We start from the raw sequence: 13,212 nt of genomic DNA, 5'->3' as shown, positions 1-13,212 counted from the left end.
TGGCCTCATTCCTCGATCGGCATTGTCGATCCACCAAAGCGAGACGCTTGCGGCCGAAATGCAGCGCGGCATTTTCACGAAAATTCGACAGGGCAATCCCGTCAAAGCGTCGTCTGATGCCGTAAACCCGAAACCGGCAGCTTTTATCGAACCGCAAGCGGTCAAGAAATATGGGGTGTCAATAATATGACGCTTCAGAAATAGCGGCGGCGCGAGCGGCTTTCGGTCAGCTCGCGAACCGCCTCGCGGAATTCGCGCAGGCTGGCGCGGATCTCGTCGATCTCACCCTGGTCGGCCGACGACTGGCGGGCGTCGCCCGGGACTGGCGGTTGCGGATCGTAAGAGGCGGGCGGTGCCGAATAATGATCTTCGTACGGATCGGTCCGGCCATGGGCCGGCCGATAGGAATAGCCCTGCTCATATGGCGGCTGAATATTCTGCCGCGCCGAGGTTTCAGCCCCAGGGTAGCGCTCCTCCCGGCTGGGCGCGCGCCAGGCGCTTTCGGGTGGAACAGAGTCCAAGTCGACCGTTTCAGCGGGCTCGCGACGCACGAAATAGCGGAGCACCGAGGCAAGCGACCCGAAAAGCCCCGGACGGACGGCGTCATTCGCTGGCACCGGCGGCGGTGCTTTGGGTTCGGCAGCAGGGTGCGCCGTAGCCGTCATCGGAGGCGGCGCGACAGATGCGGCCGGAGGCGGCGGGGTGAATGACCGAGCCGGAGGCGGAGCGGCAGGTGGGGCCGGCGGCGTCACATTCGGTGGCGAAGGCGGAGCAGCCCTGTCGGAACTGTTTTCCACCATTGGAACACGCTCATTGACCCGGCGACGAGAACGGCTATTGGCCGTCTCGCGCAGGCTCGCATAGACCCCGCGCAAACCGCCAAGGCCGATGCCGGCGAACAGGCCGGCAAACAGACCGGCCAAGGCCATCACGGCGCGCGACGGACCCTTGGCTTGCAGCGGCGCATAGGCCTCCGAAATGACGCTGATATTGGCGGTGTTGATGTCCTTCTGCTCGCCGGTTTCCTTGGCGCGCAGCAGGAACTGCTCGTAGACGGAACGCTTGGCGGCCGCCTCGCGCTCCAGCTCGCGCAGCGAGACGAGGTTGTTGTTGACGTCGCCGCTCTGCACCTTGGCCTGCGCCAAGCGCGAGGAAAGGTCCTGCTCGAGCTGGACGGAGCGCTTGAGGTCGACCTGCAGCGAGGATGCGATGCGCTGCAGCTCGGCGCTGATGCGCTCGCGCGCGCCGGCAAGCTGGGCATTCAGCGCCTCGATCTCCGGATGGCGCGGCCCGAGCTTGACCTCGGCGCGGTCGGCTTCCTGCTTCAGGGCAGCATATTGCGAGCGCAGCTCGCTCATCATGTTGGAGTTGATTTCCTCGGGCAACGTGCCGCTGAGGACCGAATTGACGTTCAGCGAGCGTGCCGAGGCGGCGCGTGCATTGAGCTCCAGCGTGCGGGCGCGGGCGACGGAAAGCTGCTCGTTGAGCTTCAGCATCTGGTCGTCGCTGATCAGGTGACCCTGCGCGTCGACGAGGTCGTGGGTCGCCCGGAAATCCTCGACGGCGCGCTCGGCCGTCTCGACGCCCTTGCGCAATTCGTCGAGCCTGGCGGTGAGCTCGTCATTGGCGCGGCCCGCGGTGCTCGACTGGATCTCACTGGATATCTGCTTGAAGGCCTTGACCATGGTGTTGGCGATCAGGGCGGATTTCTCGGCGTTCTGCGTCGTGGCGCTGACCGAGACCACGAAGGTCTTGCCGCCACGTTCGACGTCGAGGCTGTCATACAGTTTGCCGACCGCCAGCGAGCGCTTGCGCGCTTCGTCCGCAGCACCCGCATCCTGCCGCGACAGGATCGAGCGGAGTGTTGACATCAGGCCGAAGCCGCCACTGCCCTGGCCGTTGAACTCAGGATCGTTGGTAAGGTTGAGATCGGTGACGACCTTGTTGAGAACGGTGCCCGATGTCAGGATTCGGACCTGGTTCTCGACGATCGCAAGCGTCGCATCCGAGGCGATCACATTCTGCGTCAGATCGCGGTCGGTGAGCTTGAGGTCGCGCGGGTCGACGATGACGTCGGTGGTGGCCTCATATTTCTTCGGCGTCGACAAGGCGATGGCGACGCCGAGCGCGGCGCCCAGTACGCTCGTCGACAGGATCAGCGCCTTGGATCGCGTGATGCCGTGCACGACCTGCATCGGGTCGATCAGCGGCTTCCATTCCTCGGAAACGTCGCCGGCGGATGGCCGGCTCGACTGAGGTTCGGGAGCGGCTTGCGACTGCTGGCTCTCCGCCGGGGCTTCATAGAACGGCCCGGACGACGCAGGCCGACTTCTTGCGCGCCAGTCATGTTCGGTCTCGACCGGCTGGGATTCCGCTTGTCCCTGATCGCGGCCAAATTCGCCAGTTTCATTGGACTGCGGATTCAACTTCCCTTCGCGTTCGGAACGTGCGGCGCGATGGCGCGCCGCGGCGTCCTCGCGCCAGGAGGAGTTGGCCCGGTCGCCGATCGAAACCGTGTTGTCGTCGCCACGCATGGCTTGGCCGAGCGCGAGCAGGGAACGCTCGCGCCTCCAGTCATCACGGTTATCCCTGTCGACCATTATCCTGGAACTTGCTCTCTGGCGGCTTGGGCGCGGCGGATGGGCCAATCGTTAAGCCACGCTAAACGGGCATAGGAAACAAAGGGTTAATTTTGCGTCCGCACTCCCACGGTTTCTCGCCTTGCTCGCGGCATTCCGGCGCCGCCAGCACAGGCGCCAGAACGCCGCGTTAAACTTTCCAGCCTATCTATCGCCCCGGATATGACCCAGGCCAGCGACATGCCGCAAAGGCGGAGCTTCGCGCGGATCGGCCACTTCGTGGCCACCCGCCGGAAACTGGTATTCGACTATCTCTCGGCCATCAGCGGCGCCGGCGGCCGGCTGGTGTTCTCGCTTGCCTATTTCGTCGCCTTGGCCAACACGCTTTCGATCGCCGAATTCGGCATGTTCTCGACAGCCTCGGCCGCCGGCATCATGCTGTCACGCATCCTCGCCTTCGGCTTCATCTCGGCGCTCTACCGCACCGCCACGATCCGCCCCAACCTGATCGGCACATTCACCGCCGGTTTCCTGCTTCTCGGCGTCCTCTCGCTGCCGTTCCTCGCCGCCGCCTCCTACATCGTCTACCTGATCTTCTTTGCCGACACCGTGCCGCTGACGGCCTTTGCGGCGATCGTCTTCGCCGAGGCGCTGTTGTGGCGGCCGGTCGAGGTGGCCCTGATCGTCAACAACGGGCTCGGCAAGTTCGGGCGGGCGGCGGTGCTCGCCATTCTGGCGACAGCGCTTCGGGCAGTCGGCGCCATCCTGTTCATGCTAGCCGCGCAGCATACGATCGGCGTCTGGTCGCTGTTCTACATCGGCGCCAATGCCGCTTCGCTGATCGTCGCCTTCGCCTTCTTCTATCCGCGCCAGCGGCTGAGGCTGCGCGCCGAGCTGTATTTCCGGCGGCTCGCCGATTCCATCTATGTCGCCGGATCCGAAGTGCTGTTCTACCTGCAGATGGAGTTCGACAAGCTGCTGGTGCTGTCGATCGGCGGGCCGCATCTGGCCGGCATCTACGCCATCATCATGCGGCTGGTCGATCTCACCGCGATCCCGATCCGCACTTTCTCGATGATGCTAGTGCAGCGCATGATGCGGGCGCCGGAGCTGCTGTCGCGGCTGGCGGTGAAGAGCGGCATCGAGGGCGGCGTGTTCCTGGTCTCGACGCTGGCGCTGGCGTCGCTCGGCATCGTGCTGCACTTCTTCCCCAACGCGCTCGGCAGGAATGTCGCCGAGGCAGCGCCGCTGGTGGCGCTCGCCGTCTGCGTGCCGGGACTGCGCAACCTCGTCGAATACCAGGCCGAGCTTCTGTTCGCGCGTGGCCAGACGGCGGTCAGGGCAATCAATCTTGGCCTGCTCGCCGGATTGAAGGCGGTTCTGCTCACCTATGTGCTGACGACCATCCCCGACACGGCCAATCTGGTCCTGTCGCTCAACATAGTCTTCCTGCTGCTTTATCTTGCCTCGACATTGTTGACCTATTCGGCGATGCGCCGGCCGGCCAAGGCGATCTGATTCAGGTGAGGCCGGCCTGCAAATGGCGGCTTCCTGCGCTTCCGGTGCTCACGTACGAAAAGTACGCTCCGCTCCGGGTCTCGGAAACCACCATTTTCGACTCGGCCTGACCTGAATCTCAGCGCGGTTTAAGCCCCGATCAGGCGGCGGATGCGGGCGATATCGGTGCCGATGAAGGACTGCATGCCGATCGCCACCTGTTCCGGCGCCATGGTGTCGACGAAACGGCGGAACTGGTCATCCGAGAGCGGCGCGCCGTTCCAGTGGACGCGGCAGAACTCCTCCGAGCCGTGGAAATGGCCGGCGCCGTCGAGCACGTCGTCGACATAGCGGCCATAGATCATGCATTCGGAGTATTTTCGCGCCGAGCCGACGACGCCGACCCAGTCGCGGCCGTGCACTTTCTCGATGCGCTCGCACATGGCGTTGACCGTCTCGCGGCGCCAGGCGATCAGCGTCGAGATGTAGTCGTGGCACGACGCAACAACAGGATCGATGCCGAGTGCTGTACCGGCATTGCGCGACCAGATGCGATGCTCGCCATGGCCTTCATTGGCAAGCACGCCGTCGCGGCGGAACAGCCGCACCTTGCCGTCCCGCCAGAAGGCGTTCGCGTCGAACGGTTTCAGGAAGGCGACGTCGGAATCGCAGAAGACCAGCACGTCTTCCTTGGCATGGCCGGCAATGGCAATGCGGCGCAGCTGCTGCACATGCCAGCCGCGCAGCGGCTGCGTCCTGAAGCTCAGCCAGATGCGCCGGCGGAAACCGCTCAGCGGATCATCGAACGCGCGCAGCCAGCGCGGCAATAGGTCCCGCTCGTCGACAACGCTGCGGCGGCCGGATTCCAGCTGGCGAAACAGCGCGACGTCGCGATGTTCGGTCAGGATGTAATGATGCGCCATGCCGGCGACGTGGCGGTCGATGGTTTCACACAAAAGCCGGCAGCGTTCGAAATCGGGTGCGTAGCTCGCGGTGACGATCGCTGCCGAGGGCGCGCGCGGCAGCGGTTCGATTGCGGTGGACGTATCCGGCACGAAGCGGCTGTTCACCGGCCTGCCCCCAGCGGTCGCGGCCCGAGCGACAGCTTCTGCTTGACGACGCGCCACAGGAAGACCGGATTGCCGACGATATAACGGCGCCACAGGCGGCCGGGTTCGATCCACAGGCGGAACAGCCATTCGAGCCGCAGCCGGCGCAGCCACAGCGGCGCGCGCGGCACCGAACCGCTCATGAAATCGAGCAGCGCGCCGACGGCCACCGGCAGCGTGCAATGGCGGCTGTCGATGTGGCGTTCGATCCACAATTCCTGGCGCGGCACGCCCATGGCGACGAGCAGCACATCCGGCCGCAGGCGGGCCATGCGCTCGAGAATCGCCGGCTCCTCGGCGGCTGAGAAGAAGCCGTCATGGATGACGACGAATTTGTGCTGCATGGCGAGCGTCGACAGCTTCGCGGACGCGGCCTCGGCATTGGCGCGCGTCGTGCCGAGCAGCGCCACCGTCAGCGGATGCGATGCGGCCTGCAGGAAGGCCGGAATGAAATCGGTGCCGTTGAGGTTGCTGGGGAAAGGCGCGCCGTAAAGCAGCTTTGCCGCCATGTCGACGCCGACGCCGTCGGGGAGGATGAGGAAGTTTTCCAGCGCCTCGGCAAAGACCGGATCGGTGCAGGCAAGATTGGCATTATGGGCGTTGAGGAAGCTTACCTTGGTGAAGCGGCGCTCGTCGATCAGCCTGGTGAGCAAGGCGATGGCCTCGTCCCAGCGTATGGCAAGCACCGGAATGCCCAGGATGGTCTTGAGCGTATCGAAGCCGAAGGCGGCGCGCGCGGTGTGCATGTTCATGCGGCGACCTCCTGCCTGACGGCGCCGAGCTTCTCCAGGCCAAGCCCGATCGCGGCGTCGAGCGCCTTGAGCTGGCGGCGGTGGAAGGCGCTGCCATCGACGTCGCGGATATTGGCCGCGGCCGCCTGGAGAGCGGCGGCGAAAGCGATCGGATCGTCGGTCACCACACAGTTGTCCGGACGATAGCCGATGCCGCGCAGCGAGCGGCTGGTGGCGACCGACGGCAGGCCGAGCTCGAAGGTCTCGATGGTCTTCAGCTGCACGCCGCTGCCGGCGGTGCTGATCAGGGGAATAACGGCGGCGCCGCGCACGAAGGCCTGAGCGTCCGGAACCCTGCCGACGAAGGAAACGCCGGGATGCGGCGAGCTGACGCCTGCAGGCATGCTGCCGGCGATCCTGACGCGGAAATCCGGCTTCAGATGCGGCACGACCTTGGTCAGGAACCAGTCGAGCCCGATGCGGTTCGGCTGCCAGGTCCAGGTGCCGATCAGGGCGGCGTCGCATTCGATATGGCGCTTGGCCTTGCCTGCCGGCGCCTGCGCGCGGGTCACCAGCGGCAGCACCGCCGAGCGTGTGTCGGAGGCGACGCCAAGTGCCGCGCGGTCTCCCTCGGCCAGCGTGAAGACGAAACGCGCGGCGCGGCAAAGGCGCTCCTCCATGACCTTGAGGAGCCTGGCCTCGCGGCGGAACATCCAGCGCCGCGGCGCGCTGCCGGCCGCGGCGGCGTTCTCCTCGGCCGAGCGATGCTCGACATTGTGCGCCACGAAGACGAATGGACGGTCGGCGAGAACCTTCTCGAACGCGCCGGCGAACTGCACCGAATTCAGGACATAGCCGTCGAAGGGCCCGGCGCGATCGATGGCGGCGCGGGTTTGCGCCTCAGAGACGACACGCAGCTTGACCGACGAAAAGGTCAGGCCGGAGGAAACCGCCTTGCCGAGCCAGGCAAGTTTTTGCAGCGGCGAAGCGCTTTCGGTGCGGACCTCGACGGCGTCGAGCACGATGGTGTTTTGCGGATCGGACGGGGTTTTCCCTGGCCAGATGAAGCCGATCACGGTCACGCGCACGCCGGCGCGCCGCAGCGCGTCGATGGTCGCGGCATTGGCAATCTCGTAGCCTGAGGCGAGAGCGCCATCGGGCACGATCGATGTGGCGAACAGCAGATGCATCTCACCTATCCTTAGGTGCAGCCGGTAGCAAAACGCGGTGAAGCCTTGATTAAATGGCACCGTCAAAGGCCAAAGACCCGGCTTTTCCGACAGCCGGGCGAGAAGGTGATTAACGAAACGTTATCACCGCGATGCTATCGAGGGCGCAAACCCACGCTGCTCAAAAACGGATGATCCCTTTGCCGTCCGACGCTTCTGTATCGATCCCGGGACGGTCGCCGGGGCTCGCCGCCGAGAGCGTCGAGGCGGTGGTGACGCTGCCGACCTTCAAGCGGCCGCAGCAGGTGCTGGAAACCCTGGCTTCGCTCAAGGCGCAGCGGACCGAAAGGCGCTTCGCCGTCATCGTCATGGAAAACGAGGCCGAGGCGCGCGAGGGTGCCGCCGCCGTGCTGCCGCTGTTCGAGAGCGGCGAGATGCCGGGACTTGTGATCGTCGCGCATGAGCGCGGCAATTGCAGCGCCTACAATGCCGGCTGGCAGACGGCGATCCTGCAGTTTCCCAACTTCAAGCACCTTCTTGTCATCGACGATGACGAGATCGCCGAGCCGGACTGGTTGGAGCGCATGTGCAAGGCCGCCGAGACGCTTCGCGCCGACATCGTCGGTGGCCCGCAAGTGCCGGTCTTCGCCGATCCGAGCCACGCCCGATGGGCCGAGCACCCGGTGTTCGCGCCGCCCTACCGGGAAACCGGTCGCGTTCCGGCGCTCTATTCGTCCGGCAATTTGCTGGTGGGACGCAACGTGCTGAAGGCCATGGGACCGCCCTTCCTCGATCTCAGGTTCAATTTCATGGGCGGCGGCGATTCCGACTTCCTCAGCCGTTCCGCGCAGAAAGGCTTCGTGCTCGGCTGGTGCGCCGAGGCAAAGGTCAACGAGACCGTGCCGGCCCGGCGCGTCGAGGCCGATTGGATCCGCGCCCGCAGCCTGCGCAATGGCGTGATCTCGACGCTGGTCGAAAAGAAGAAGCGCGCCGGCACGCCGCTTGCCGGCCTCAAAGTGTTTCTCAAAAGCCTGGCGCTGCTCGCGGCCTCACCGCTCCGTGGCGCCATCCGGCTGGCGCGAACCGGCTCGCTGACGACCGGCCTCTACCCGGTCTATGTCGCGCTCGGCCGGGTGCTTGCCGAATTCGGATATGCCAATGAGCAGTACCGACAGCCTGAGAAGAATTGAGCGCGCGCCGCTCGGCGCCGCCTTCACCAAGGAAGGTGTGGCGACGGCGATCGCCGCGCTCCTGTTCACCGTCATCATGGTCTCGTTCCGGCCTTTCCAGCCGGCGGGAGCGGAACTCACCGGCGACGGCGGCGACATCGTCAACCAGCTCGGCTTCGGCTCGCTCGGCGCGATCTCGATCTTCTCGCTGCTCGCCTTCGCCGATCCGCGCGTGGTGCGTTCGCTGGTCAGCCCCTCCTGGGCGCTGATGCTGGGCTTCTTCTCCCTGTCGGTGGTGCTCGCCACCGATCCGCCGGTGGCGATGCGCGCCGCCTCCTTCACCATGATCGGCATCATCACCATGGCGACGATCCTGGTGCTGCCGCGCGACGCCGATTCCTTCGCCCGCGTGATCATCTTCACCGCCGTCGTGGTGATCGGCCTTTCCTATATCGGTCTGGTCGTCTTGCCGCATGAGGCCCTGCACACCGCTGACTCGCAGGAGCCGGAGCATGCCGGCCTGTGGCGCGGCGTCTTCACGCACAAGAACATCGCCGGGCCGGTGATGGCCTGTTTCAGTTTCGCCGGGCTCTATCTGTTCCGACGCGGCCAGCGCTGGTGGGGCGCCGGCATCTTCTGCGCCGCGATGATCTTCATGCTCCACACCGGCTCCAAGACGACCGCCGGACTTGTGCCGTTCTCGATCATGATCGTCGTGCTGCCCAGCCTCATCGGCATGCGGCTCGGCACGCCGATCCTGTTCGCGGTGGCGATCGTCGCGACCGTGGTCGGCACGCTCGGCATCGTCTTCATCCCGCCGGTGAAGCATCTGGCGGCGATCTATTTCCCCGATCTCACCTATACGGGACGTACGACCCTTTGGGAGTTCGCCGGCGAGATGCTGGCGAAGAAGCCGTGGACCGGCTACGGCTACGAAAGCTTCTGGGGGACGCCACTGCTGCTCAACCAGGACCAGCCCTTCGACAGGCCCTGGGATATCCGCACCATCGTGCATGGCCATGACGGCTATCTCGATATTGCCGTGCTGATGGGCATCCCGGCGCTCTGCGTTGCCGTCTACACCTTCCTGATCGCTCCTTTGCGCGATTACATGCGCATCCCGCCGCGCAAGGAGAACATCTTCCTCGGCGACCTCTTCATGATGGTGGTGCTGTTCACGGCGCTGAACGGCTTCCTGGAAAGCTTCTTCTTCCATCGCGGCGATCCGGTCTGGCTGTTCTTCGTTCTCGGCGTGCTTGGCCTCAGGCAAGTTTCGCTGCGGCCGATCCCGGTTCGCCTGTCGCGATAGAGCGTTTCACCATTTCGCCGGAACGGCGAACCCCTCTATCTCCGTCCTGACGCAATTGCGGGCGGAAAGCCGCTCGCCCTTTCCCAGGAATTGCACTCAGTCCTGGATGATCGATCTTCCTCACGCTGGGCTTTTCGCTGGCCGCGCAAGCGTTTAAGGAGAGCCATGCTAAGGAGATTTTGATGACGATCAGGCTCGTTCTCGCCGGCTGCGGCAATATGGGTTACGCCATGCTCTCGGGCTGGCTGAAGTCCGCAAGGCTCGAGCCGTCGGCGGTGTTCGTGGTCGAGCCCAACGCGGAACTGCGCCAGCGGGCCGAACATCTCGGCTGCCGCGTTTCCGCCGACGCCGGGGCCATTCCGGCCGATGCCGTGCCGGATCTCGTCGTCATCGCGGTAAAGCCGCAGGTGATCCGCGACGTGACGGCGCAGTACAAGCGCTTCGGCGATGGCAGGACGACTTTCGTCAGCATTGCCGCCGGCACGCCGGTCGCCACCTTCGAGGAAATCCTGGGCGAGCTCGCGCCGGTCATCCGCTGCATGCCGAACACGCCGGCCGCGATCGGCAAGGGCATGATGGTGGTGTTTTCCAATCCGCTGGTCTCCGACGACGTCCGGCGCTTCGTCCTTGAGCTGCTTTCGGCAAGCGGCGTCGTGACGACGATCGACGACGAGGGCCTCATGGACGCGGTGACGGCCGTCTCCGGCTCCGGCCCGGCCTATGTCTTCCACTTCATCGAAGCGCTGACAGTTGCGGCCGAGAAGGCCGGCCTGCCGGCCGAGACCGCGAAGCTGCTCGCCATGCAGACCGTCTTCGGCGCCGCCTCGCTCGCCGTTGAAAGCGACGAGGAGCCGGGCGTGCTGCGTCAGCAGGTGACCAGCCCCAACGGCACGACCGCCGCCGCGCTCGGCGTGCTGATGGGCGGCGACCGCCTGACAAAGCTCGTCACCGAAGCCGTGGAAGCGGCGCGGCTGCGGTCGATAGAGCTCGGCAAGTAGCGATCCGACAAACAATCCAGCCTGGGATGCGCCAAATCCACCAGGCCTGATCGACGATTGCCATATCGGCTAACCGATTTCCCGAACAATCGGTGGGTTTCCCTTTGGCCCAAAGGATTGCCGATTGACTTTGGCATAGACCGCCCAGATAAAACTTTCGTTCGCTGACAAAGGCAAATGTTCACTCATCTCGACTGAGCATTCCGTCCTCGTCGGCGAGTGGGGAGTGCCTTGGCCGGGAGGGTCGAGGCGTCATTGAGTTGCGGGCATCATTCACGCTTCGAGCCGAAGCCGATGCCCCTGGGGAGGTAGAATGGACACCATACTTGCAGGCTTAAAGGGAGCCATCGACACGCTCGGCGCGACTGTGCTCTTGCCGATCGTCATTTTCATCATCGCCGTGATCCTTGGAGCCAAGGTCAGCAAGGCATTCCGCGCCGCCATCACGATCGGCGTCGCCTTCATCGGCATCAACCTCGTGCTCGGCCTGATGTTCGCCTCTATCGGCGACGTGGCCAAGGCGATCGTCACCAACACCGGCATCCATCGCGACATCATCGATGTCGGCTGGCCGTCTGCCGCCGCGATCGCCTTCGGCTCGTCGGTCGGCCTTTGGGTCATCCCGGTCGGCATCCTGGTCAACATCGCGCTCCTGCTCACGCGCATGACACGCACGCTCAATGTCGACGTCTGGAACTTCTGGCATTTCGCCTTCGTCGGCTCGCTGGTCGTCGCCGCCACCAACAATCTGGCCTACGGCATCATCATCGCGGCGCTTGTCGCGGCACTTGCGCTGCTCTTCGCCGACTGGTCGGCGCGCGCGGTGCAGCAGTTCTACGGCGTGCCGGGCATTTCCGTGCCGCATCTCGCCTCGGCGCAGATCCTCCCGATCGCCATCATCCTCAACTGGATCATGGATCGCATCCCGGGCATCAACCGCATCAACATCAGCACCGAAACCATCGAACGCCGCTTCGGCGTGTTCGGCGAGCCGGTGATACTCGGGCTGATCATTGGCCTGGTGCTCGGCCTGATCGCCTTCTACAACGCTGGCGATCTCGGCACGGTGCTGGCCAAGGTGCTCGGCACCGGCATGACGCTGGCGGCGGTGATGCTGCTCCTGCCGCGCATGGTGAAGATCCTGATGGAGGGCCTGCTGCCGGTCTCGGACGCCGCACAGGAATTCGTGCGCAAGCGCACAGGCGACCGCGAGCTGCTGGTCGGGCTCGACTCGGCCATCCTGATCGGTCACCCCGCCGCGATCTCGTCGTCGCTGATCCTGGTGCCGATCGCGATCATCCTGTCGATCATCCTGCCCGGCAACCGCGTCATCCTGTTCGCCGACCTTGCCGTCATCCCGTTCATCGTCGCGATGACCGCGCCGCTGGTCAGGGGCAATGTCTTCCGCATGGTTGTCATCGGCACGGTGACGCTCGCCGTCGGCTTCTACGTCGCCAACGCGCTGGCGCCGCTGTTCACGAGTGCAGCCGTCGCCTCCGGCTTCAAGCTGCCGGCGGATGCGCTGCAGATCACCTCGGTGGTCGACGGCTTCCTCTGGGTTCCCTATGTGATCATCGAAGCGATCCAGGGGCTCGGCGTGATCGGCATCGTCGTCATCGCGGTGGTGATCGCTGCGCTGTTCCTGTTCTACCGCCGCAATCCGCTCGGCTGGGAGCGCGCGGCAGGCGCCGAGGACGAGCCGGCCGAAGGCACCGCCTGAGCCGGCCCCATCCTGAACTGACAATGACCTGTGCGCCCGAGCCACACGGCGGGCGCACGGTCCGCATCAATGGAGTGACCCTTGTCGAACGGCCTGATCCAACTCCTGGACCCCGAGGCAGTCGTCCTTGGCTCCGACGCCTCGACCAATGAGGAGATCATCCGCATCCTGGCCGCCAGGCTGGAGGCGTTGGGCTACGTCAAGAGCAGCTACGCCGACGCTGTCGTGCGGCGTGAGATGACGATCCCGACAGGCCTGCCGCTGGAGCGCGCCGACAATGTCGCGGTTCCGCATACCGACCCCGAACATGTGCTGAAGCCGGGTGTCGCGATGGGCACGCTCAAGCGGCCCGTCACCTTCGCCAATATGGAAGATCCCGACGAGAAGCTTCCGGTGGGCCTCGTCTTCCTGCTTGCCATCAATGACAAGGACAAGCAGATTGACACGCTGCAGACCGTCATGGTCACCATCCAGAATCCCGCGGCGCTGGATGGCTTGAGGACGGCCAGGACCTTCGACGACGTCCGCGCCATTCTCGGCTGACAAAGGAAAGAACATGTCCAGACAGAAAACCATTCTTTTTGCCTGCGGCACGGGCGTCGCGACCTCGACCGCGGTCAATGCGGCGGTGACCGAAGCGATGAAGAAGCGCGGCCTCACCTTTCATGCGCAGCAGGCCAAGGCAACGGAAGTGCCCGGACTGGCCGACAACGTCGATTTCATCGTTGCCACCACACCGATCTCGGCATCCGTGAAGAAGCCGGTGATCAAGGGGCTCCCCTTCCTCACCGGCATCGGCAAGGACAAGGCGCTGGACGAGATCGAGGCGGAACTGCGCAAATAGAGCAATTCCAGGAAAAAGTGTGAGCGGTTAAGTTCGGCGCCTTCGCCGTAACCTTCCGTCCGGAATTGCGTCAAAACAAAGGGATAG

General features: G+C 64.7%; 11 protein-coding genes. 7 read left to right on the top strand and 4 right to left on the bottom strand.

The annotated features are described in order from the left end of the window. Nucleotides 1-194: 194 nt before the first annotated feature. A complete protein-coding gene (locus tag EJ068_RS23215; RefSeq protein WP_127386174.1) occupies nt 195-2,600 on the bottom strand; it encodes a GumC family protein in 2,406 nt (801 codons plus the stop codon). Between the two features lie 201 nt (nt 2,601-2,801). Here EJ068_RS23215 and EJ068_RS23210 point away from each other — a divergent pair, with 201 nt between their 5' ends. Further along, the gene (locus EJ068_RS23210; RefSeq protein ID WP_127252598.1) at nt 2,802-4,097 is read left to right on the top strand and encodes a lipopolysaccharide biosynthesis protein; all 1,296 of its coding nucleotides are present in this window, start codon (nt 2,802-2,804) and stop codon (nt 4,095-4,097) included. Nucleotides 4,098-4,225: 128 nt separating this feature from the next. Here EJ068_RS23210 and EJ068_RS23205 read toward each other — a convergent pair whose 3' ends face one another. The 3 genes from EJ068_RS23205 to EJ068_RS23195 are packed head-to-tail and all read right to left on the bottom strand — an operon-like array spanning nt 4,226 to nt 7,106. Then, nucleotides 4,226-5,146 carry a DUF6492 family protein gene (locus tag EJ068_RS23205; protein ID WP_127386173.1) on the bottom strand — a complete coding sequence of 307 codons (921 nt, stop codon included), beginning with the start codon at nt 5,144-5,146 and terminating at the stop codon, nt 4,226-4,228. Then, a complete protein-coding gene (locus EJ068_RS23200; RefSeq protein WP_127386172.1) occupies nt 5,143-5,937 on the bottom strand; it encodes a WecB/TagA/CpsF family glycosyltransferase in 795 nt (264 codons plus the stop codon). The genes EJ068_RS23205 and EJ068_RS23200 overlap by 4 nt, the downstream gene beginning before the upstream one ends. Beyond that, entirely contained in the window at nt 5,934-7,106 is a 1,173-nt protein-coding gene (locus EJ068_RS23195; RefSeq protein ID WP_129554894.1) for a glycosyltransferase family 4 protein, read from the bottom strand. The genes EJ068_RS23200 and EJ068_RS23195 overlap by 4 nt, the downstream gene beginning before the upstream one ends. A gap of 170 nt (nt 7,107-7,276) precedes the next feature. Here EJ068_RS23195 and EJ068_RS23190 point away from each other — a divergent pair, with 170 nt between their 5' ends. The 6 genes from EJ068_RS23190 (at nt 7,277) to EJ068_RS23165 (ending at nt 13,125) form a co-directional block, all read left to right on the top strand. After that, nucleotides 7,277-8,275: a glycosyltransferase gene (locus EJ068_RS23190; RefSeq protein WP_127252166.1), complete on the top strand. Its 999-nt coding sequence runs from the start codon at nt 7,277-7,279 to the stop codon at nt 8,273-8,275. Then, nucleotides 8,244-9,563, top strand: a complete 1,320-nt coding sequence (locus tag EJ068_RS23185) for an O-antigen ligase (protein WP_127252165.1) — start codon at nt 8,244-8,246, stop codon at nt 9,561-9,563. The genes EJ068_RS23190 and EJ068_RS23185 overlap by 32 nt, the downstream gene beginning before the upstream one ends. 182 nt (nt 9,564-9,745) lie before the next feature. Further along, nucleotides 9,746-10,561, top strand: a complete 816-nt coding sequence (proC, locus tag EJ068_RS23180; protein WP_127252164.1) for a pyrroline-5-carboxylate reductase — start codon at nt 9,746-9,748, stop codon at nt 10,559-10,561. Between the two features lie 313 nt (nt 10,562-10,874). Next, the gene (locus EJ068_RS23175; protein ID WP_127252163.1) at nt 10,875-12,281 is read left to right on the top strand and encodes a PTS transporter subunit IIC; all 1,407 of its coding nucleotides are present in this window, start codon (nt 10,875-10,877) and stop codon (nt 12,279-12,281) included. An 81-nt stretch (nt 12,282-12,362) separates the two neighbouring features. Beyond that, nucleotides 12,363-12,824 carry a PTS sugar transporter subunit IIA gene (locus tag EJ068_RS23170; protein WP_126079106.1) on the top strand — a complete coding sequence of 154 codons (462 nt, stop codon included), beginning with the start codon at nt 12,363-12,365 and terminating at the stop codon, nt 12,822-12,824. A gap of 13 nt (nt 12,825-12,837) precedes the next feature. Continuing rightward, complete coding sequence (locus tag EJ068_RS23165) at nt 12,838-13,125, top strand: PTS sugar transporter subunit IIB (protein WP_126062533.1); 288 nt, start codon at nt 12,838-12,840, stop codon at nt 13,123-13,125. The last annotated feature ends 87 nt before the right edge of the window (nt 13,126-13,212 follow it).

Source organism: Mesorhizobium sp. M2A.F.Ca.ET.043.02.1.1 (genome assembly GCF_003952405.1).
Lineage (GTDB): Bacteria > Pseudomonadota > Alphaproteobacteria > Rhizobiales > Rhizobiaceae > Mesorhizobium.
The sequence above is the reverse complement of the archived record's forward strand: the minus strand, read 5'-3'. Positions and strand labels throughout refer to the sequence as shown.